Here is a 22,504-nt window from a genome sequence, read left to right as displayed (position 1 = left end):
GCTGTGGTTCATTTATCAGAGGAAGAAAACTATGACACAAACAGTAAAATTTCAAGGCAATGATATTTCCGTAAGCGGCCATTTCCCAAAATCAGGGGAAAAAGCGAAAGATTTTACTCTGACAGCCAAAGATCTCTCCGATGTCTCTCTCAGCCACTATGCCGGAAAACGTAAGGTGCTAAATATTTTCCCAAGCATTGATACCGGTGTTTGCGCAACATCAGTCCGTAAATTTAATCAGGTCGCGAATGACCTGGAAAACACCGTTGTACTGTGCATTTCCGCCGATCTGCCTTTTGCGCAGTCACGTTTCTGCGGCGCAGAAGGGTTATCTAATGTGGTCACTCTTTCTACTCTGCGTGGCGGTACTTTCACTGAAGATTATGGCATTGCTATCAGCAACAGTCCTTTGAGTGGTCTCACTGCCCGGGCAGTCGTTGTGCTTGATGAAAACGATAACGTGATCTACAGCCAATTAGTTGATGAAATCACTAATGAGCCAGATTATGACAGCGCACTGGCGGCACTGAAATAAATCCATTGATTTTATAATGCCCACTTAATGTGGGCATTATTTCACTCATCATTATCCAATTCATGCCCGGTAGAATGCTTCCTGCTACTCAGGCCATATTCTCTCAATTTATTGGCAATCGCAGTATGTGATACCCCAAGGCGTTTAGCCAGTTTACGAGTGCTTGGGTAGTGCCGGTAAAGACGCGTTAACACCGAGCGTTCAAAACGTTTACTGATTTCATCCAGGGAACCATTGAACACATCTTCACTAAAAGAGATCTCTGTTTCAAATTCCGGCAGTTGTATATCCCGCGGAGCCAGCTCCATATTTTCAAGCTGAGTCAATGCCCGATAGATGGCATTTTGTAACTGCCTTACGTTACCGGGCCAACTGTAACTAGCCAAAAAGTGAGAAAGTTCAGGAGACAATTTAGGTTTCGGTACCCCTTGTTCTTCAGCAAAGCGCTCAATAAAGTATTCCACCAGCGGCATAATATCCGCTTTACGATCACGCAGTGGCGGAAGCATAATCGTCAGTACATTAAGGCGATAATAGAGATCTTCGCGGAATTCCCCCCGCTGCACTAATTCAACCAAGTTTTTCTGTGTAGCACAGATGACTCTGACATTCACTTTAACTTCGTTTTCTTCCCCTACTCTGCGGAAAGTCCCATCATTAAGAAAACGCAGCAGCTTAATCTGCATCTGTGGCGACATTTCGCCAATTTCATCCAGCAAAACAGTGCCACCATTGGCCTGCTCGAAGAAACCTTTTTTCCCTTCAATGGCATTAGGATAAGCCCCGGCTGCATAACCAAACAGTTCGCTTTCTACGACATCATCCGGCATAGATGCACAGTTTAAACCCAGAAAGGGTTGTTTCCCGCGCAAACTGTGCAAATGACAAGCTTTCGCCAAAATATCTTTACCGGTTCCGGTTTCACCAATCAGAAGCAGTGGCGCATCCAACATCGCCATTTTGCGGGCCTGCTCAATAACATGAGCCATTTTTGGGCTAACAGAGATAATTTTCCTAAACTCGCCACCCTCATTGACAGTCAGTTTTTTCAGTTGATGACCTATCCGGGCAGCGGATTTGAGCATAATCACCGTGCCGACACACTGTATTTGCTGCTTTTCGTCAGTCAGTTGGATTGGCATAATATCCATCAGGTAGTCCAAACCTTTGAGCGTTATCCTTTCCGCACGATGCTGGCTATTTTTATTTTCAAACCAGCGCGTGAAGTTATAACCGCTAATAAACTGCCCGATAGGTTTTTGATAGATTTCTTCCTCACTAACGCCAAACAGCTTGAACACCGCAGAGTTAGCAAGCTCAATATTTCCTTTTAGATCAACTGAAAAAACAGGCTCAGGCAAAGATTCCAACAGTGCGCACATCGCTTTGTGTTCTCTTTCCGAAGGTAGAAAAGAGACCGTACGAACATCAATAACACCATTAATACGGCGAATTTCTGCCATTAATCTACGGAATATGTTGAAATCAACGGGTGAAAAATTAAGATAAATCCGGCCAGTTTGGGATATTTCCACCCCTTTCAAATCAATATTCTGTAATACCAGTAGATCAAGCAATTCCCGGGTCAACCCGATTCGATCATGGCAAATAACTTCTAAGCGCATCTGTTTTGACCTTATTTACACTAATGCATATAATTTTTCTAAATACTACTCTCTACGATTATTCATATGAAGCATTCTGTCAGTAAAAATTGACAAGAATCCAGTTTTTTAGTGGAGTAAATAACACAGCATTTGAAACTTTCACTAAAATAAACAGATTCTAAGATTAACTATAAAACGGTTTAATAAAATAACGTAAAATGCCGCCGTTATCTGGATATTTTGTGCGTTAGTATAGAATTAAAGTATATATCATTTAATCAACTATGTTCTTAGATTTATTTGGCAGGATATTCTTAAGTTGGGTGATTAACTGACGACGGAAATCTCCTAATTTAGGTTTATCACCTTCTATCCAAGGCAATGGCCTGCATAACTCCATGGCTTTAATGCCAAGCCGGGCTGTCAGTAACCCCACACCGATCCCTTGAGCAGCTCTGGCAGAAAGACGCGCCGCGATATCCTGAGATAGCCAATCCATCCCAACTTCCCGCACCACCTCGGAAACACCCGAAAAAACAATATTAAGCAGAACAAGACGGAAAAGCCGAATACGACTGAAATATCCCAGTTCAATGCCATACAGTGCCGCAATACGGTTAATCAGCCGGATATTGCGCCAGGCAATAAATGCCATATCGACAATTGCCAACGGGCTGACCGCTATCATTAATGCTGATTCCGCCGCATAGCGGCTGATCTCAGCTCTCGCCTGAGAATCCAAAACAGGCTGAACCAATTTACCGTACAACGCCACTACTTCACGATCGTTATGTGCATCATGTAAAGCAGCCTGCCAACGCTGTAACGCCGGATGATGCGGTTCAATACCTGCCTGACTTGCCAGCTTCTCGCAAAATACCCGGCCTTTACCCACACCATGATTTTGCAATAACTCTCTCGCTGTATCACGTTCTTCAGCACGCATTCTTAGCCGGTAAAGACGACGCCATTCACTGACCACAGAACCAATACCGGCAAAGACTATCATTCCCCCCGCCGCTGCCACACCTAACGCGATCCAATCCTGTTGCTGCCATGATCGATAAATCCACTGCACAGACTGAGCAACAACACTCATTCCCAGTAAAATCAGAGCGCCATAGACCATTTTACGCCAATAACTGCGCCTGGGTTTCAATGCCGCATTCACTATTCCTTCTACCTGGCCTTCGCACTCTTCAGCCTCAAGCTCTGGTGAAGCAGGACAGAAATTCGTCGTGTCTTTTCCATCAAAGATCTGAGCAGGTTTTAAAACCGGTTCTTGCGACTCCAATAAGGGGTCTTCAAAGTCAATTCTTGGCTTCAGGGAATCTGTCATTTCACTTTATCTCCCAGTAAAAACTCCAGCACGGTATCCAACCGGATATGCGGCAATGGTGCATCAATATTCACCTGCCGGGGGCTGAATTCTTCGAAACAGAAGCCCTGCTTTTGCCAGAAATCATCCCCCGGTAAACTCCGCGGCACTTCACCGGGGAAAAATGTCAGTAATTGACCATCTGTCAGGCGATGTCCTTTCAGCGCCGGCACGTTTTCGCCATGATGTTCAATCATTCCACTTTCTGTCGCCCGTACCGATGCCAAACCAACACAATCCATGCTGATACCTTCAAAAGCCGCATTTTGTCTGGCCTCCTGCACCAACTGTTGTAGTAAAGCAACCAGATTGGCATGCTGATCTGCGGTGACATGATCAGCCTTACTGGCAGCAAACATTAACTTATCAATGCATGGGGAAAACAGGCGGCGAAAGAGTGTTCGTTTACCATAATGAAAACTCTGCATTAATTGTGTCAGCGCCAGACGCATATCATTAAACACATGTGGCCCGCTGTTTAATGGCTGTAAACAATCTACCAACACAATTTGCCGATCAAAACGCAGAAAATGTTCTTTATAGAACCCTTTCACGACCGACTGACAGTAATATTCAAAACGCTTACGCAGCATACCGATATTAGTGTGTTGATCTGCCTGAGCAAACTGTGACTCAGTGATATGACCGATATCCGGCCACGGAAAAAATTGTAAAGCCGGAGCCCCCATCATTTCACCCGGCAGAACAAATCTCCCCGGCTGAATAAAATGTAATCCTTGTTCTTTGCATTTAATCAGGTATTCCGTATATGCCTGAGCAATAGCAGCCAATAGATTCTCATCCACCGGTGCCAGTGGATCGCACTGTTTACACAGTTCCAGCCAGGGTTTTGCCCATTCGGCTCTCTGTCCCTGCAATAAACCATTCATCTGGCGTGACCATACTAAATAATTTTGTGCCAACATCGGCAAATCCAATAGCCATTCGCCGGGATAATCGACAATTTCCAGATATAACGTGGCAGTCTCTTTAAAATGGCGCAGCAGGGAATCCTGAGAACGATAACGAAGCGCCAAACGGATCTCACTGACACCGCGAGTCGGTGTCGGCCAGGCGGGAGGTGTACCATAAAGCGCAGTCAATCCTTCATCATAAGCAAAACGAGGAACACCCAAATCCCGTTGAGGAACCCGTTTCACCCCCAGCAGGCGACCATCACGCACAGCGGAAAATAGCGGCAACCGGGCACCGCTATGGAGATGAAGTAACTGATTAACCAAAGATGTGATAAACGCTGTTTTACCACTACGGCTTAATCCTGTAACAGCTAACCGTAAATGACGATCCATCCCGCGGTTAACAAGCGCCGTTAATTCATGTTGTAGCCGTTTCATGTCTGTCCTATGGTAGGTCTTACGACAATTTTATTATATCAGCTAAGCAATATGCCATTCTTACTCTCAAAGTTGTCTGAAACGACTGCGAACACTGAATGTTTCTGAGGTGACATAACGTTCCATTTGACGCAGACGAAGCTCACCCGCTTTCAATTGATAATCTGCTTCATTCAGTAATTTCTGTACCGAAAAACTGGCTTCTTCGGTATAACTGGCCGGTGCCGGATCCAAGACGAAAACCAGTACAATATAAGCAATAACGACTAAACCAAACAGGCCAAAGAATAGTGACAATATAGTCATTGCACGAATTAAACCTACGGGTACATCAAAATAGTAAGCCAACCCAGCGCAAACACCTTTAATCTTGCCTTTTTCAGGTATTCGGTACAGTTTCCGGCGGTTATAATTCGACATTATGATTGCCTCCAGTCAGGATGCTCCGCATCCAGAATATCTTCCAACGTTTTGATTCGTGCCTGCATATGCTGTACACGCTCTGCCAGGCGTTGAACTTCATTCTGATCCAACTGACTTTGGCTTGAATTCCGGCTGTTATAATGCAACCACAGCCAGATGGGTAAAACAAAAAGTACAAAGATAATCAGTGGAATGCTAATAAATATAGAGCTCATCACTTTTCCTTAATGGTGAGTTGAGTACACCAGTATTTAATGTTGTTCTTTATTAGCATTTATTTTAGCTTTCATTGCTGCTAACTGCGCACTAATTTCATCGTCTGCTTTTAATTCAGCAAACTGTTGATCCAGGGATTTTTGTTTTCCCATGCCCACAGTTTCCACTTCAGCCTCCATATGATCAATACGGCGTTCAAATTGCTCGAAGCGAGCCATTGCCTCATCAATTTTACCGCTGTCTAACTGGCGACGAACCTGTCGCGAAGAAGCGGCAGCCTGATGACGCAAAGCCAATGCCTGCTGTCTTGCCCGAGTTTCACCGAGTTTGTTTTCAAGCTCAGTGACTTCCCCTTTCATGCGCTCAAGGGTTTCTTCCAGTATGGTTAATTCATGCTTCAATGTATCCACTAAAGCAGCAACTTTCTGTTTTTCAATCAGTGCTGACCGCGCCAAATCTTCTCTGTCTTTATTCAGCGCTAATTCAGCTTTTTCCTGCCAGTCATGTATTTGCTGTTCGCCTGACATAATGCGACGAGATAACTGTTTTTTCTCTGCCAGCGTGCGCGCAGAAGTTGAGCGGATTTCAACCAAAGTATCTTCCATTTCCTGAATCATCAGGCGAATCATTTTGTGCGGATCTTCCGCTTTATCCAGTAATGAAGAGATGTTGGCGTTCACGATATCGGCAAAACGAGAGAAAATACCCATAGTAAATTATCCTCTTTGATTAAGATTTTTAGATTTGTTGTACTGCTAATGACATACTATCAAGAGTCGTGCCAACTTTTTTATTCGTTTTATCCACATGAAATATAAATAAATTTTTTTATTTGATTTTTTATCATAACGAAATAGAGTGGTCATAATAACCAACTGTTAGCGAAAATAGTCATGAATGAAGTTACAGAAAACCTATTAGGTGAAGCAAACAGCTTTATTGAAATTCTGGAGCAGGTATCCGCGCTGGCAAAATTAAATAAACCAGCGCTGGTTATTGGTGAACGCGGAACAGGCAAGGAGCTGATTGCCCGCCGTTTGCATTATTTATCCCCCCGCTGGCAAGGACCATTTATCTCCCTAAACTGCGCTGCTTTGAATGAAAATTTATTGGATTCAGAGTTATTTGGTCATGAGGCTGGCGCATTTACTGGCGCACAAAAAAGACATCAAGGAAGATTTGAGCGTGCTGATGGCGGAACGTTATTTCTTGATGAGCTGGCAACCGCCCCCATGCAGGTTCAGGAAAAGTTGTTGCGCGTCATTGAATATGGGCATCTTGAACGGGTTGGCGGCAGCCAACCATTGCAGGTCGATGTTCGATTGATATGCGCGACCAATGATAATCTGCCCGCCATGGCAGCTAAGGGTAAATTCCGCGCTGATTTACTCGATAGATTAGCGTTTGATGTGGTTCAAATCCCACCATTGCGCCAAAGGCAGCAGGACATTATGTTACTGGCACAACATTTTGCTATTCAGATGTGCCGCGAGTTGGATTTGCCATTATTTCCCGGCTTCACTGAACAGGCAAAACAACGATTACAAAATTACAACTGGCCCGGTAATATCCGGGAGCTGAAAAATGTGGTGGAACGCTCTGTTTATCGTCACGGTGAAAATTTCGATCAACTTGATAATATCATTATTAATCCATTCGTTTCTGCGCCGCATTCTATCGTCAATGTTGATGACAATAACGATTCATCTTTACCGCCTCTGCCTTCCCTGCCGGTTAATCTGAAACAATGGCAACACGACAGCGAACGACAATTAATAGAATTATCATTAAAGGCAAATAGGTTTAATCAGAGAAAAGCGGCAGAAAAGCTAGGACTGACCTATCATCAATTGCGCGGCTTAATAAAGAAACATAATATCAGTACAGACGATAAGTGATCCGAATGACAGATAAAAAAAAGCCAGCACCCGAGCTGGCTAAAAAACACTGGAAGCAATGTGAGCAATGTCGTGCCTTTCCTAGGATAACAAAGACTGTTCCCCGGAAGTGCGATACAAATGATAATGTTTCTCAATACGATTTGTAAAGCACTTTATTGAGAATTTTTCTCATTATCGTCATCGCCCGGTTTTTTTGGGCTCAAGCGCTAATTGAGATACAATGTGTCAATTCTAATTAATAACAGATGCCTTATATGCGTAGTTTGATTTATTGGATCATATTATCCCTCTCAGCTCCGGCTATTGCAGAGACAATGGCTACGCCTGAAAAAAAGCCCCGGGTTCCAGCTGATATCCGGCAGCAAGGATTTGTTTATTGCGTTAGTGGCAACCTGAATACCTTTAACCCGCAACTGACCACCAGCGGTTTAACGGTCGATACTCTGGCAGCGCAACTCTATGAACGTCTATTGGATGTCGACCCTTATACTTACCGTCTGCTGCCTGAATTAGCCTCCCGCTGGGAAACGCTGGATGACGGCGCGACATACCGTTTTTATTTGCGCCATAATGTCTCATTTCAATCAACAGGCTGGTTTACTCCGACCCGTAAAATGAATGCCGATGACGTCATTTTTAGCTTTAAACGTTTGTTTGATAAGCAACACTATTATCATTACGTCAATGGCGGGCATTATCCCTATTTTGACAGTCTCCAACTGGCCGATTCTATTCAAAGTATCCGTAAAATTGATAAATATACGGTGGAATTTCGTCTGAACGAACCCGATGCTTCTTTTCTTTGGCATTTGGCAACCCATTATGCCCCGATACTTTCACAAGAATATGGGCAGCAATTGCATGAAATGAACCGCCACGAGCAAATTGACTGGAAACCTGTCGGCACAGGCCCATTTATGCTGGAAAATCATCGAACCAGGCAATTTATCCGTCTGGTTCGCCATGATAAATACTGGAAAGGCAAGCCGCAGATGCAACAAATCGTTATTGACGTCGGTGCCGGCGGCACCGGGAGAATGTCTAAACTTTTAACTGGCGAATGTGATGTATTAGCTTATCCTGCGGCCAGTCAGCTTAAAGTCCTGCGGGACGATCCCCGCCTGCGCCTCACTTTACGCCCAGGAATGAATATCGCTTATCTGGCTTTCAATACCAGCAAACCACCACTTGATAAATTACAGGTTCGACAAGCCATTGCCTACGCAATTAATAACCAGCGGTTAATGCAATCCATTTATTATGGAACGGCGGAAACCGCCGCATCAATTTTACCGCGGGCATCATGGGCTTATGATAATCAAGCTGAAATTACAGAATATAACCCGGAAAAATCCCGCAAAATGCTCAATGACCTTGGATTGAATGGGATGCAATTGAGCTTATGGGTCCCTTCCACTTCTCAGTCTTATAATCCAAGTCCACTTAAAATGGCAGAATTGATCCAGGCTGATTTAGCGCAGGTAGGTATTACCATGCATATCAAACCTGTTGAAGGCCGCTTTCAGGAAACCAAACTGATGGATAAATCCCATGATATGACGCTATCAGGCTGGTCTACTGACAGTAATGATCCAGACAGTTTTTTCCGACCATTGTTAAGTTGTGCTGCGATCGCTTCACAGACAAATTTCAGCCATTGGTGTCATCCAATATTTGATAAGATTTTGCAACAGGCTTTGATTAACCAACAATTATTATCCCGAATAAAGTATTATCATGCTGCTCAACAAATTCTTGAACAGCAATTACCGGTATTACCATTAGCCTACTCCTTGCGCTTGCAAGCTTACCGTTACGATATTAAAGGGCTGATACTCAGTCCATTTGGGAATACCTCTTTTGCCGGTGTTTACCGGGAAAAAGAGACTCACCCAACAACTCAGAAGGACGACAAATGATTATTTACATTCTCCGTCGTCTGCTATTACTGATTATCACGCTATTTTTCCTGTCGCTGATAAGTTTCAGCCTCAGTTACTTTACCCCCAATGCCCCTCTCGGCGGCGCATCGCTGTTTGACGCTTATACATTCTATTTCCACAGTTTATTGTTATGGGATTTTGGTGTATCCAGTATTAATGGTGAACTCATCAGTGAACAACTAAGGGAAGTGTTTCCTGCCACAATGGAGCTCTGTATTCTGGCTTTCTCTGCCGCCTTACTGGCCGGTATTCCACTGGGTATTATTGCGGGGGTGTGGCGTAACAAAACAGCGGATACTGTTATCACTTCCATCGCCTTAGTTGGGTTTTCTATTCCAATTTTTTGGCTGGCGTTATTACTGACCCTGTTTTTTTCCCTTTATCTTGGCTGGCTACCGGTTTCTGGCCGCTTTGATCTGCTATATCAGATTGAGACTGTGACAGGTTTCTCACTCATTGATGCCTGGTTATCAACATCACCCTATCGCAATGAGATGATTATCAGTACCATGCAACACTTGCTCTTACCCGTGATCACACTCGCGGTGGCACCAACAACCGAAGTTATCCGGCTGATGAGAAACAGCACAGAGGAAGTTTTTGGTGAAAACTACATTAAAGCCGCTTCAACCCGGGGTTTATCAAGGCTGACAATTATCCGTCGTCATGTCCTGCATAATGCGCTGCCTCCTATCATTCCGAAACTGGGATTACAATTTTCCACCATGCTGACACTGGCTATGATGACAGAACTGGTATTTAACTGGCCGGGGCTTGGTCACTGGTTAGTCAGTGCAATCCGCCAGCAAGATTACTCCACCATTTCTGCGGGTGTGATGGTTATTGGCACGCTGGTTATTTTAGTCAATGTTCTGTCTGATATCATTGGCGCGATGACTACCCCTCTGAAGCATAAGGAATGGTATGCCCTTAGATAATTTTTATCGTGAAAAGAAAATGCCGTCACCGATAAAGGTCATCTGGCATTTTTTCTCTTCCGATATACTGGCAATGACGGGATTCTATGGGGTACTTATTCTGGTTGCCCTCAGTCTGTTTGGGGGGTATCTGGCACCCTATCAGCTTGATCAACAATTTCTTGGGCATCAGTTGCTGCCACCTTCGTGGTCACATCACGGTAATATCGCCTTTTTTTTAGGTACCGATGATCTTGGGCGCGACATTCTCAGCCGATTATTGATAGGTACGGCATCCACGTTCGGTTCAGCACTACTGGTCACGTTGGCAGCGGCTTTATGCGGTCTGATCATCGGTTGTCTGGCAGGTATGACACGGGGACTGAAATCCGCCGTACTCAATCATATTCTTGATTCATTACTTTCTATCCCTTCATTATTGCTGGCAATTATTGTCGTCGCCTTTGTCGGCGCCAGTTTGTCCCATGCCATAATCGCTATTTGGCTGGCGCTATTACCACGTATCGTTCGCACAGTTTACAGTGCGGTTCATGATGAACTGGATAAAGAGTATGTCATTGCCGCGCGCTTGGATGGTGCCTCCAATTACCATATTCTATGGTATGCCGTATTACCAAACATTACCGCCGTATTGGTCAGCGAGCTGACCCGCGCCCTTTCGATTGCCATACTTGATATCGTTTCTCTTGGTTTTCTTGATCTTGGTGCCCAACTTCCCTCACCTGAATGGGGAGCTATGTTGGGCGATTCGCTGGAGCTAATCTATGTTGCGCCCTGGACCGTTATGTTGCCCGGCGCGGCGATAATGGTGAGTGTCTTGTTAATCAATTTGCTGGGTAATGGATTACACCGTGCAATTAATTCCGGGGTGGAATAATGCCATTACTTGATATTCGCAATCTCACTATTGAATTTATGACTGCCAAAGGGCCAGTTAAAGCCGTTGATCGCGTCAGTATCTCACTGACAGAAGGTGAAATACGCGGTCTGGTTGGTGAATCAGGCTCTGGCAAGAGCCTGATTGCCAAAGCGATAAGCGGGGTCACTAAAGATAATCTCAAAGTGACCGCTGACCGTTTTCGCTTCGATGATATTGATCTGCTGCGCCTGACTCCCCGACAGCGCCGAAAAGTGATCGGCCACAATATCTCAATGATTTTTCAGGAGCCACAATCTTGTCTTGATCCTTCTGAAAATATTGGTCAGCAACTTATTCAGGCAATTCCCGGCTGGACTTATAAAGGCCGTTGGTGGCAACGCTTCAAATGGCGAAAACGCCGGGTCATCGAGTTACTTCACCGTGTGGGAATTAAAGATCATAAAGATATTATGAGTAGCTTCCCTTACGAATTAACTGAAGGGGAATGCCAGAAAGTGATGATTGCTATCGCATTGGCTAACCAACCACGCTTGCTGATTGCAGATGAACCCACTAATGCGATGGAACCAACCACGCAAGCTCAGATTTTCCGTCTGTTAGCACGATTGAATCAGAACAATAACACCACAATTTTACTGATAAGCCATGACTTGCAAATCATGAGTAAACTGGTGGATCGCATTAATGTTCTGTATTGTGGTCAAACTGTCGAAAGCGCCGCGCCCAATGAATTGCTGGTAACACCACACCATCCCTATACACAAGCGTTAAGCCGTGCGATTCCTGATTTCGGCAGCTCGCTGCCCCATAAAAGCAGATTAAATACATTACCCGGTACCATTCCATCCCTTGAGCACCTGCCCATTGGCTGCCGTTTAGGTCCACGCTGCCCTTACGCACAAAAAACCTGTATTGAAACACCACGGTTGCGGGTAATTAAAAACCATGCTTTTGCCTGCCATTTTCCATTAAATCTGGAGGAGCAGTAATTGGTTAATACTCTGCTGGAAGTCAGGAATTTAGCTAAAACTTTCCGTTATCGTACCGGTTTTTTTCATCGTCAGCATCTTGACGCAGTAAAACCTGTCAGCTTTACCTTAAAGGCAAAACAGACCCTGGCGATTATTGGTGAAAACGGTTCTGGCAAATCAACCCTGGCAAAAATGCTTTCAGGTGTCATGGAACCCACTTCCGGCGAAATCATGATTGAAGGGCATAAACTCACTTATGGTGACTATAGTTATCGCAGTCAACGCATTCGCATGATATTTCAGGATCCAAGCACCTCACTGAATCCTCGCCAGCGGATTGGGCAAATTCTTGACGTTCCTCTTCTGCTCAATACAGAACTCAATACAACCGAGCGGGAAAAACGGATCAATCAAACATTGCGGCAAGTTGGCCTGCTGCCTGACCATGCCAATTATTATCCACATATGTTAGCCTCAGGCCAAAAACAGCGGGTAGCACTGGCGCGGGCATTAATATTACAGCCTCAGATTATTATTGCCGATGAAGCATTAGCATCACTTGATATGTCTATGCGCTCTCAAATAATTAATCTGATGTTGGAATTACAGGAAAAGCAGGGTATTTCTTACCTCTATGTTACCCAGCATCTTGGCATGATGAAACATATCAGCGATCAGGTCCTAGTCATGCATCAAGGCGAAGTTATCGAACGGGGAAATACAGCTGAAGTGTTGGCTTCTCCTCTGCATGATATAACCCGCCGCCTGATCGCCAGCCATTTCGGTGAGCCACTCACCTCTGATGCTTGGCGACAGGATATTCCTTGACGCATACAAAACGATAATCACTGCTCGGAGCAGAACGCAAAATACAGCACATTTCTCTCCAGCGTGATAGAATCACTGGGTTTATTAACAATAAAATGCCATATTGATATTATCTCTGTTAGCAATTCTAATCCATTAATATCATTACTGGCTTTATCACACAAGGATACTGTTATGGGCTTTATGACCGGCAAGCGCATTCTGATCACTGGCGTTGCCAGTAAACTCTCCATTGCTTATGGTGTTGCAAAAGCAATGCATGATCAGGGAGCCGAACTGGCTTTCACTTATCAGAATGACAAGTTGAAACCTCGTGTTGAAGAATTTGCGGCTTCCCTAGGCTCAACTATCGTTCTGCCTTGCGATGTTGCTGAAGATAAAAGTATTGAAACCCTGTTCACTGAATTGGGTAAAATCTGGCCAAAATTTGATGGTTTTGTTCACTCCATTGGTTTTGCACCTGCTGATCAGTTGGATGGTGACTATGTAAATGCCGTTACCCGCGAAGGCTTTAAAATCGCACACGACATCAGCTCTTATAGCTTTGTTGCTATGGCAAAAACTTGCCGTGAAATGCTGAACCCAAATTCTGCTTTACTGACCCTCACCTATTTAGGGGCAGAGCGTGCAATCCCTAACTATAACGTGATGGGCCTGGCAAAAGCATCTCTGGAAGCTAACGTTCGTTATATGGCTAACACCATGGGTGCGGAAGGTATTCGTGTTAACGGTATCTCTGCTGGCCCTATCCGTACTTTGGCCGCTTCCGGCATCAAAGATTTCCGTAAAATGCTGGCTCACTGTGAATCCATTAACCCAATTCGCCGTACGGTAACAACTGAAGATGTCGGTAACGCTGCGGCATTTTTATGCTCGGATCTGTCCGGCGGTATTACCGGTGAAATCCTGCATGTGGATGGCGGTTTTAGCATTGCAGCAATGAATGAGCTGGAATTAAGATAATCTGGTTAATAATCATTGATTATTAACTTAATAAGGCCCGAAAAGTGAATTTTTTGGGCTTTATATTATAGATAAAAACAATAGATTAATTACTTAATTAAATTATCACTAATAGATAAGAATCAGTTTTAAATTAAAATATAAAAAATATTTAAAAAATCGATTAAAGCTTTTGTAATTAAAGAGTTAAATGATATCACCTTATAATTATTTTAATGAAATAAAAAATATCATCTCATTTTCTTGCACTAATCAGTAATCTGTCCTTTAATATAATCAATAAGTTAACTTTTATAAAGTCGATTACCAGTACAATATTTTTTTATTATCATTTTAACCTTTTAGTTCAGATATTATATTTCATACTTTTATAGGGTTTAATAATGTTTATTATTTTAGCAAGGTGCATAAAATGAAAAATGACTTTTTAATTATATCCAATATGTTCAAATCAATTACGAATATAAAACTACCCGAATGTCTTAAAAATTATGACCCATCACAAGAAATTGATTCTTTTTGGCGTGAATTTAGTGGATCATTATATGGCTGGCCATCAGCACTGGAAAATTATGAATATGCATATAATTTCGATGAACAAGATATTGACACAATTATTAAGAATATAAAAAAAGTAACAACTTATTTAGGATCACTTAGCTGTGGATATTTAGGTCATGGCTATATTGCCATAGTCAGTCATGCATTGAAAGAAATTGAATCAGATTTTAGTAAAGTAAATAGTTTTATTTCAAAAATACCACAATCATTTGAAATATCTAAAATTAACTTTGAGCATAAGAAAAATTTCGCCAGAAAAACACATATAAAAATTCATAAATTATTAAAAAACATTCCCAACGGAGAAGATAAAAATCAAATATATAAAATTTCCCTATTGATGGAAGAAATCATTTTAAACATATCAGATGTTTCATTTAGCTTGGAAACTATAAACAATTCAGTTAATAGGCTTAATGGACAAATAAAAGCAATTAACGACATTTACAATGAGTTAATTGAATATTTTAACGAGGAAAATAAAAAAAATATTTTCACAAGAAACTATAGACAATGCATGGTTTACTTTAGTAACTTTACGGATAAATTCAATTTATTTTCTTATGATTATAAGTTATTTAATAAGAATAATGTATTAATTATCTTATAGCCAATATAAGATGAAATTATCAACAATCTCTATTATTTACTTTTTATAATATAATTAGTTGAAAATATGCTATATAACACAAAATACAAGTCAGTTCTGGATAAGTAACTGCATCCAGAACTAACACTAAACTTCTATATTAGCCACCAATCTATTCGGAAATATTATAAAAAAACAGAACACCAATGATATAAACAAAGAGATAAAAAAATCTCATCACAATACAATCACACACCTTATATTTATTTAATTATACCCTATAGATTTCAAGATGCATCGCGACGTCAAGGAAGCGAATCCCCGGGCGCATAGCGAACTATGTGACCGGGATGAGCGAGTGCAGCCAACAAAGAGGCAACTTGAAAGATAACGGGTATATCAATTTGACATAACATATTTCCATATATCGTGATAATATATATCAAGGCTATGACAAAAGCCTTGCTGAGTTCCTTTGTCCCAGAACCTGTAATTTAAATTGTATTTACTACCGGAAACTTTTAAGGAGCGATACATGAAACTTTATTACCAACCTGGAACGTGTTCCCTATCTCCTCACATCATACTCCGTGAAGCAGGGCTTGATTTCAGCGTTATTAAAGTTGATCTAAAAACGAAAAAAACAGAGAACGGCGACGATTTTCTCGCAGTTAACCCAAAAGGCCAGGTACCAACTCTTCTGTTAGATAACAATGAGATCCTTACCGAAGGATCTGTTATTGTTCAATATATTGCAGACCAGAAACCGGAGAAAAAATTAATTGCACCCGCCGGGACGATGGAGCGATATCACCAGCTTGAATGTCTTAGTTATATTTCCAGTGAGATTCATAAAGGGTATTCACCACTATTTTTACCAGGAACACCAGACAATTATCTTCCTGTTGCTATTAATTATCTACTTAAAAAATTCCATTATATAGATGAAGTATTGGCAAACCAGCCCTACATTGCCGGAGATAATTTTACTGTTGCTGACGCCTATTTATTTACGGTCAGCAACTGGGCACCTTTGGTTCAGTTAGATTTATCCGGCCTGATACATCTTAAAGCCTATCAGGAAAAAATTGCAGAACGTCCAAACGTTCGTGATGCATTGAAAGCTGAAGGATTAATTTGATCTACAGATAAACAAACCGTTCCACACAACATCAGTGGAACGGTTAAATACATTATTAATCTAATTACGTATTAATCTAATTGTGTCGCACGAAATTCATGGTCAGGCGTCACCATTCTGTCTTGAGCAGCTACAATCTGTAACTCATATTCATCCATATCTTTGGTTGTTATCATAACTTCATAAACCGCAGCAGCGACATGTTCAAGAGCCGTTTGTAAAGACTCTCCTTTTAATAGATTAACTAATAGCAAACCGCTGGTTAAATCACCAACACCAACCGGCTGACGTTCGCCAAAATCCACTAAAAGCCGACTAACATGCCAACTATGCTCTTGAGTCACTAATAGCATTTCAAAACGATCAGCCCGATAACCAGCACGACTAAGATGTTTAACCAGTACAACATCCGGACCTCTTTCGCACAGAGATCGGGCAGCCGTAACCGCCTGTTCTACATTGGTCACTTTCTGCATACTGAGCGTTTCAAGCTCCAGCAAATTTGGTGCAATGACATCACTCACAGGGAGCGCTTTTTCACACAAAAATTCAGCAACCCCGGGGGCAACAATACAACCTTTTTCTGGATGTCCCATAACAGGATCACAGAAATACCAAGCATCAGGATTCGCCGCCTTTACCCGTTTCACTATATCGATAATATGACTACCCTGCTCTGGTGAACCGATATATCCACTCAAAACTGCACTACAAGATTTGAGCTGTTCAATTTCTTCAATACCCTGAACGATTTCGGTGAGATGGTTAGCCGGCATAACACACCCTTTCCATTGAGCATATTGGGTGTGATTTGAAAACTGGACGGTGTTCAACGGCCAGACATTTACCCCCATCCGACGCATAGGGAATTCCGCAGCGCTGTTACCAGCGTGCCCAAAAACAACATGAGATTGAATCGAAAGGATATTTTTCACAATTGTGGCCTATATTTTTATTCTGGCTTCTGTTTGTAAGATAAAGTTAGGGTAAGAAAAAGGGCAACATTACCGTTGCCCATTTATACCCTTCATTTTTCAAGTTGCTGCTTTGTTGGCTGCTTTCATTTACCCCAGTCACAAAGTTATCTATGCTCCTGGGGATGCGTTCACTTGCCGCCGCGCTGCAACTTGAAATCTATTGGGTATATACGCAATATTGGTTATTTCCAGCAGATCAAGCAATCGTGTTTTTTGCCACGACGCAACAATGTGTAACGATCAAACAGACAATTACTGTTAGTAAACACATATTCAGGTTCAGACTGCTTTTCACCATTAACCGCAACAGCGTTGGAACTAATCATAGTCCGTGCTTGACCACGGGAAGGGACTAACCCGGCATTAACCAAAGCTTGTTGCAAATCTGCGCCTTTTTCCAACTCGATTACAGGCATACCATCCTGTGCCAGTTGAGCAAAATCCTCTTCGGTCAAATCAGCGACTGCACCGGAGAACAAACTTTCTGTAATACGTTTAGCGGCTGCCACCCCTTCTGCACCGTGCACCATGCCGGTGACCTGTTCTGCCAACTCGTACTGAGCACGAGGCGCTTTGCCGCTATTTCTGTCTTCTTCTTCCAAAGCATCAATATCTTCAAGACTCATAAAGGTAAAGAATTTCAGGAAGCGATAGACATCAGCATCCGCAGTGTTAATCCAGAATTGATAGAATTTGTATGGACTGGTTTTCTTCGGATCCAACCAAACAGCCCCACCTTCTGTCTTACCAAATTTAGTGCCATCAGATTTAGTAATCAGAGGAACAGTCATACCAAATACTTGTTTCTGGTTGATACGACGGGTTAAATCAATACCTGAAGTAATATTCCCCCACTGGTCAGAACCACCAATCTGCAACTCAACACCATGCACTTCATTCAGGCGGGCAAAGTCATACGATTGCAGCAAATTATAAGAAAACTCAGTAAAAGAAATACCCACATCATCACGGTTCAAACGCTGTTTAACCGCTTCTTTGTTAATCATCTGATTAACCGAGAAATGTTTGCCGATATCACGCAGGAAAGTCAAAACATCCATGTTGCCAAACCAATCATAATTATTGGCTGTTTTAGCGCTGTTCTCACCACAATCAAAATCCAGGAAAGGTGAAACCTGCCGGCGGATTTTTTCTACCCACTCTTTAACGGTATCTTCGGTATTCAATTTACGTTCAGTGGCTTTGAAGCTTGGATCGCCAATCAAACCCGTAGCCCCACCAACCAACGCCACAGGCTTATGCCCGGCCAGCTGGAATCGTTTTAAACACAGCAAAGGAACCAGATGCCCCAAATGCAAGCTGTCAGCGGTCGGATCGAAACCACAATAGAGGGAAACAGGGCCTTGCGCCAGTCTCTCTACTAACGCATTTTCATCCGTAACCTGGGCAATGAGGCCCCGCTCTTGCAGTTGTTTTATCAGGTTATTGCTAGACATTAATGGCTCCATCAGTTTATTTATTTTGTCTGTTGTATACCCGTTATCTTTCAAGTTGCCTCTTTGTTGGCTGCACTCGCTCACCCCGGTCACATAGTTCGCTATGCGCCCGGGGATTCGCTCCCTTGCCGTCTCGATGCATCTTGAAATCTATAGGGTATATAAATCGCGATTCAAAAAGAGTGCGGCATAGCATAAAGCGCCAATACTATAAGTGCCAGTACTAAAAATAGTAATCCACGATTTATGGTGCAAGCCTGTCAATATGCCAGCTATCGCCTTCCCGTTGATAAATAAACCGGTCATGGAGCCGATTTGCACCACCCTGCCAAAACTCAACAGAATCAAAGGTCACTTTAAATCCCCCCCAAAAGCTGGGTAAAGGAACCTCACCATTTAGGAATTTCTGTTTTAGTTCAAGGAATTTCCCTTCCAAAACACCACGTGTGGAAATACGGGAAGATTGTTGCGACACCCATGCAGCAATCTGGCTATCTTTGGGGCGACTATGGAAATATTTCACCACTTCAACAGGAGAAAGGCGTTCAGCTTTACCCAGAAAAGAAACCTGCCTTTCCAGTGGATGCCAAGGGAAATGAAGGCTGATTTTGTTATTCTGCGCCAAATGTTTTGCTTTTCGGCTGCCTAAATTTGTATAAAAAACCAAACTATTGGTATCAAAATGCTTCAATAGAACAATACGTTGATATGGTTGACCATTCTCATCGACCGTTGCGATACACATTGCCGTTGGATCATACAATTTGGCTTCACATGCCTGCTTTAGCCAACGTTCAAAAAGTTCGATGGGTTCTTTAGTCAAATCTTTACGTCTTAACCCGCCACGGACATATTCGCGGCGTAATTCTGCAACATCAAATTCATTACGTTCTGACATTATGTAGCTCTGCTTATGATTTATCAAATACCAGACAGCTTACCATTGTTATTCATTAGTAACAGGATAAATTGCACCTAAAATAGTTTTACTGCTGGCGCCGGTAACAGAAGGTAAATTCCCTGAAGCTCCTGACATCGTACGGAATGCTAACCAGGCAAATGCCAGTGCTTCCATATCATCACCACTAAGACCATATTTATCTGTCGGACACACTTCTGTCCCCGGCAATAATGCAGAAAGTCGACTCATTATTTGTGGATTACGCGCGCCACCACCACAAACCAGCAGACGTTCGCACCCACCACTCAACATGATTTGCTGTGACACAGATACCGCTGTCAGCTCGGCCAGTGTGGCCTGAACATCAACGGGTAATATATCAGGAAAGTTAACTAATTGTGCTTCCAACCAACTCATATTGAAATACTCCCGGCCGGTGCTTTTAGGGGCGGGCCGCGAAAAATAGTGATCAGAGAGCATTTGTCTGAGTAAGCTGTTATTGACGGCACCCTCTCGTGCCCATTGACCATCTTTATCATAAGGTTTTTTCTGATGGCACCATACCCAGCTATCCATCAGCATATTACCCGGACCGGTGTCATACCCTTTAACTAACGATCCAGGTAACAGCGTCGTTATGTTAGCAATACCACCGATATTGAGAATTATCCTGCGTTCTGTTGGATGACCTAACACAGCGAAATGAAAAGCCGGCACTAATGGCGCGCCCTGCCCACCATATGCCATATCCCGCCGGCGAAAATCACCAACAGTGGTCATCCCGGTTAAAGCCGCGATACGGTTATTATCGCCAAGCTGCATGGTGAAAGGCATGTGACTGTCCGGCTCATGCCAAACGGTCTGCCCATGACACCCCACAGCAATAATCTCATTTGAAGTTAACCCTGTTTTAACCAGTAAACCTTGTACGGCTTCAGCGAATAAAGAACCCAGTTCATAATCTAACCGGCCTATCGCAGATAATGTCGTTTGTTGCCCCTGACAAACTGCGAGAATTTTTTGCTTCAGTTCATATGGAAATGGATGTGAATAACTGGCTTGTTGAGCAACAACTTTATCGCTGATTGCTGCAAGCACCACATCAACCCCATCCAGACTTGTACCCGACATAACACCAATATAACGACCTGACTTCATAACCATTAATTTGCCTTCCTGCTTAGAATCTGTCTTGATAAAATCAGAAACCACGCCAATAACTATAAAGCGCAGTGGTTTTAGCTGTATATGGTTAATAGGAAAACAAAGGAATAAAACCTAAGTTTTGGAAACAACTTCACAAAAATGTGGAATTTTTCATTAATAGCTATTTCTTTTAAAAATCTCTATTGACGTTTAATATATGTTTAGCACTAGATTGCTAATGTACCGACTATTCTATCCGAATAAATTTTTTATTACTTGTTGCCAATGCCGGTTGTAGCTTGGTTGCCCATAAGCTATCAGATTTCCGCAGTCAGGCATTAAAATCAGGAGTTATTATGTTTAAGCATTTTTTAGTTAGCGCGGTTGCAGTCGCATCATTATCAGGCTGTGTCAACACCGATTCCCTTTCTGGTGATACCTATACTGCCGGACAAGCTAAACAAGTCCAGACAGTCTCTTACGGTACGATTGTTTCCGTTCGTCCTGTCAATATTCAAGCAGGCAGCAATGAGAATGTATTAGGTGCTATCGGTGGCGCAGTTCTGGGTGGCCTGGTTGGTAATACTATTGGTGGTGGCAGCGGCAACACATTGGCGACTGCTGCGGGTGCAGTTGCCGGTGGCGTTGCAGGCCAAAACATTCAGGGGGCACTCAACACAACTAAAGGTGTAGAATTGGAAATTCGTCGTGACAGTGGTGAAAGCATCATTGTTGTTCAAAAACAAGGCAAAACAGTCTTCAGTAAAGGCCAACGTGTCAGAATCGCAGGCCAGGGCAATAATCTGACGGTTTCACCTCGACAATAAAATATAGATAAGAAAACCGTGACTTCATCTTTGTAAGTCGCGGTCTTCTTTCATCCGGTTAGCATTTCATGGATATCGTAATTACTATCTACTCTGTAATTGGATAATATTTTGCTCTAGTTTCTGCACTAAAGTGGAAAGAAAAGCAAGTTCCTCGCGTGAAATACCATCCAGAATCTCATTTCTTGTCGATGCAATAACACCATCTAACTCCCTAATAACTGATGCAGAGTCTTCAGTCAGCTTGATTCTTTTTGCACGACGATCATTGGCACAAGTATGCCGAGTGATAAGTCTTTTTTCCTCAAGCTGATCTAATGTTCTGACTAAAGATGGTTGTTCAATACCGATAGCTTTCGCCAACTGTATCTGAGATTGCTCCTGGGGTAGCCGGCTAATATTGTATAGCGTTACCCAATGAGTCTGAGTTAATTCCAACGGCTTTAAACGATAATCAATTAAAGCACGCCAAATACGGACTAACCGTGCCAGATCTGATCCCAATGTAGATTCCAATTGTCCCTCCTTAAATAACTAGCCTACTAAACATAACAGCCAAATTTTTCTAAATCAGGCTAATTAGCCTTAAAAAAGTATATATAACTTCTGTGCAATCACAGTAAACTCTTAGTAACTAACTAATTCAGGTAACTATAACCAAGAACAACTAAACTTAAATTCAATTCAGAACAAAACAATTAACATACAATATTTTTAACACAAAAACTATCAGAACTATGAATACAAACAAATAGAAACCAATAAATATCATTCAATACTTTATTCCAAGTACTATAAGGATAGCTGTCATCTAAATGCTAAGCTATCTATTTTTACATTAATGTTGTTTTTATTTTACATTTGTCACACAATCAAACTAAAAATTCCATTTAAAACATAAAGTTATAAAAACACTCAAAATAAAAACCGTTAGCCTTCACGCTAAGCAATAAATAAAAAAATAACA

22 protein-coding genes are annotated in these 22,504 nt (G+C 42.4%); 11 read left to right on the top strand and 11 right to left on the bottom strand.

Translation table 11 applies throughout. The features are described 5' to 3' along the window. The first annotated feature begins 31 nt into the window (after positions 1-31). Positions 32-535, top strand: coding sequence for a thiol peroxidase (tpx, locus tag PTE_RS18660; RefSeq protein ID WP_036849528.1), 504 nt, complete (start codon positions 32-34; stop codon positions 533-535). Positions 536-576: 41 nt separating this feature from the next. Here the strand turns inward: tpx and tyrR are convergent, their stop codons facing one another. The 6 genes from tyrR to pspA form a co-directional block, all read right to left on the bottom strand. After that, positions 577-2,160: a transcriptional regulator TyrR gene (tyrR, locus tag PTE_RS18655; RefSeq protein WP_036849527.1), complete on the bottom strand. Its 1,584-nt coding sequence runs from the start codon at positions 2,158-2,160 to the stop codon at positions 577-579. Positions 2,161-2,416: 256 nt separating this feature from the next. After that, the gene (locus PTE_RS18650) at positions 2,417-3,481 is read right to left on the bottom strand and encodes a YcjF family protein (protein ID WP_036849526.1); all 1,065 of its coding nucleotides are present in this window, start codon (positions 3,479-3,481) and stop codon (positions 2,417-2,419) included. After that, the gene (locus PTE_RS18645) at positions 3,478-4,875 is read right to left on the bottom strand and encodes a YcjX family GTP-binding protein (RefSeq protein WP_036849525.1); all 1,398 of its coding nucleotides are present in this window, start codon (positions 4,873-4,875) and stop codon (positions 3,478-3,480) included. Before PTE_RS18645 ends, PTE_RS18650 begins: the two co-directional genes overlap by 4 nt. Positions 4,876-4,941: 66 nt before the next feature. Further along, positions 4,942-5,295 carry an envelope stress response membrane protein PspC gene (gene pspC / locus PTE_RS18640; protein WP_036849523.1) on the bottom strand — a complete coding sequence of 118 codons (354 nt, stop codon included), beginning with the start codon at positions 5,293-5,295 and terminating at the stop codon, positions 4,942-4,944. Beyond that, positions 5,295-5,513: an envelope stress response membrane protein PspB gene (pspB, locus tag PTE_RS18635; protein WP_036849522.1), complete on the bottom strand. Its 219-nt coding sequence runs from the start codon at positions 5,511-5,513 to the stop codon at positions 5,295-5,297. The genes pspC and pspB overlap by 1 nt, the downstream gene beginning before the upstream one ends. Before the next feature lie 36 nt (positions 5,514-5,549). Beyond that, complete coding sequence (gene pspA, locus PTE_RS18630; RefSeq protein ID WP_036849521.1) at positions 5,550-6,224, bottom strand: phage shock protein PspA; 675 nt, start codon at positions 6,222-6,224, stop codon at positions 5,550-5,552. Positions 6,225-6,407: 183 nt separating this feature from the next. Between pspA and pspF the strand changes: the two genes are divergently transcribed. From pspF to gstA, 9 genes are all read left to right on the top strand, one after another. Continuing rightward, positions 6,408-7,412, top strand: a complete 1,005-nt coding sequence (pspF, locus tag PTE_RS18625) for a phage shock protein operon transcriptional activator (RefSeq protein WP_036849520.1) — start codon at positions 6,408-6,410, stop codon at positions 7,410-7,412. 257 nt (positions 7,413-7,669) lie between these two features. Then, the gene (sapA, locus tag PTE_RS18620; RefSeq protein WP_036849519.1) at positions 7,670-9,334 is read left to right on the top strand and encodes an ABC transporter substrate-binding protein SapA; all 1,665 of its coding nucleotides are present in this window, start codon (positions 7,670-7,672) and stop codon (positions 9,332-9,334) included. Beyond that, positions 9,331-10,296, top strand: a complete 966-nt coding sequence (gene sapB / locus PTE_RS18615; RefSeq protein WP_036849518.1) for a putrescine export ABC transporter permease SapB — start codon at positions 9,331-9,333, stop codon at positions 10,294-10,296. The genes sapA and sapB overlap by 4 nt, the downstream gene beginning before the upstream one ends. Beyond that, positions 10,283-11,173 (top strand): putrescine export ABC transporter permease SapC, encoded by an 891-nt coding sequence (gene sapC, locus PTE_RS18610; protein WP_036849517.1) that lies wholly within the window; start codon positions 10,283-10,285, stop codon positions 11,171-11,173. The genes sapB and sapC overlap by 14 nt, the downstream gene beginning before the upstream one ends. Continuing rightward, positions 11,173-12,165 carry a putrescine export ABC transporter ATP-binding protein SapD gene (sapD, locus tag PTE_RS18605; RefSeq protein WP_036849516.1) on the top strand — a complete coding sequence of 331 codons (993 nt, stop codon included), beginning with the start codon at positions 11,173-11,175 and terminating at the stop codon, positions 12,163-12,165. Before sapC ends, sapD begins: the two co-directional genes overlap by 1 nt. Beyond that, entirely contained in the window at positions 12,166-12,975 is an 810-nt protein-coding gene (sapF, locus tag PTE_RS18600) for a putrescine export ABC transporter ATP-binding protein SapF (RefSeq protein WP_036849515.1), read from the top strand. Between the two features lie 174 nt (positions 12,976-13,149). Next, a complete protein-coding gene (fabI, locus tag PTE_RS18595) occupies positions 13,150-13,938 on the top strand; it encodes an enoyl-ACP reductase FabI (RefSeq protein ID WP_036849514.1) in 789 nt (262 codons plus the stop codon). Between the two features lie 412 nt (positions 13,939-14,350). Then, entirely contained in the window at positions 14,351-15,109 is a 759-nt protein-coding gene (locus PTE_RS18590) for a bifunctional chorismate mutase/prephenate dehydrogenase (RefSeq protein WP_036849513.1), read from the top strand. A 514-nt stretch (positions 15,110-15,623) separates the two neighbouring features. Continuing rightward, positions 15,624-16,229, top strand: coding sequence for a glutathione transferase GstA (gstA, locus tag PTE_RS18585; protein WP_036849512.1), 606 nt, complete (start codon positions 15,624-15,626; stop codon positions 16,227-16,229). Positions 16,230-16,300: 71 nt separating this feature from the next. Here gstA and pdxY read toward each other — a convergent pair whose 3' ends face one another. The 4 genes from pdxY to anmK form a co-directional block, all read right to left on the bottom strand. Further along, positions 16,301-17,164 (bottom strand): pyridoxal kinase PdxY, encoded by an 864-nt coding sequence (gene pdxY, locus PTE_RS18580; protein ID WP_036849511.1) that lies wholly within the window; start codon positions 17,162-17,164, stop codon positions 16,301-16,303. A 224-nt stretch (positions 17,165-17,388) separates the two neighbouring features. Next, positions 17,389-18,663, bottom strand: coding sequence for a tyrosine--tRNA ligase (gene tyrS, locus PTE_RS18575; RefSeq protein ID WP_036849510.1), 1,275 nt, complete (start codon positions 18,661-18,663; stop codon positions 17,389-17,391). Between the two features lie 244 nt (positions 18,664-18,907). Continuing rightward, the gene (pdxH, locus tag PTE_RS18570; protein ID WP_036849509.1) at positions 18,908-19,561 is read right to left on the bottom strand and encodes a pyridoxamine 5'-phosphate oxidase; all 654 of its coding nucleotides are present in this window, start codon (positions 19,559-19,561) and stop codon (positions 18,908-18,910) included. 48 nt (positions 19,562-19,609) lie between these two features. Next, positions 19,610-20,722, bottom strand: a complete 1,113-nt coding sequence (gene anmK / locus PTE_RS18565) for an anhydro-N-acetylmuramic acid kinase (protein ID WP_036849620.1) — start codon at positions 20,720-20,722, stop codon at positions 19,610-19,612. A 344-nt stretch (positions 20,723-21,066) separates the two neighbouring features. Between anmK and PTE_RS18560 the strand changes: the two genes are divergently transcribed. Then, positions 21,067-21,537 carry an outer membrane lipoprotein gene (locus PTE_RS18560; protein ID WP_023045584.1) on the top strand — a complete coding sequence of 157 codons (471 nt, stop codon included), beginning with the start codon at positions 21,067-21,069 and terminating at the stop codon, positions 21,535-21,537. An 84-nt stretch (positions 21,538-21,621) separates the two neighbouring features. Here PTE_RS18560 and slyA read toward each other — a convergent pair whose 3' ends face one another. Beyond that, positions 21,622-22,053 (bottom strand): transcriptional regulator SlyA, encoded by a 432-nt coding sequence (gene slyA, locus PTE_RS18555; RefSeq protein WP_036849508.1) that lies wholly within the window; start codon positions 22,051-22,053, stop codon positions 21,622-21,624. Positions 22,054-22,504 lie beyond the last annotated feature (451 nt).

It is taken from the genome of Photorhabdus khanii NC19 (genome assembly GCF_000517265.1).
In the GTDB taxonomy this organism is placed as follows: domain Bacteria; phylum Pseudomonadota; class Gammaproteobacteria; order Enterobacterales; family Enterobacteriaceae; genus Photorhabdus; species Photorhabdus khanii.
The sequence above is the reverse complement of the archived record's forward strand: the minus strand, read 5'-3'. Positions and strand labels throughout refer to the sequence as shown.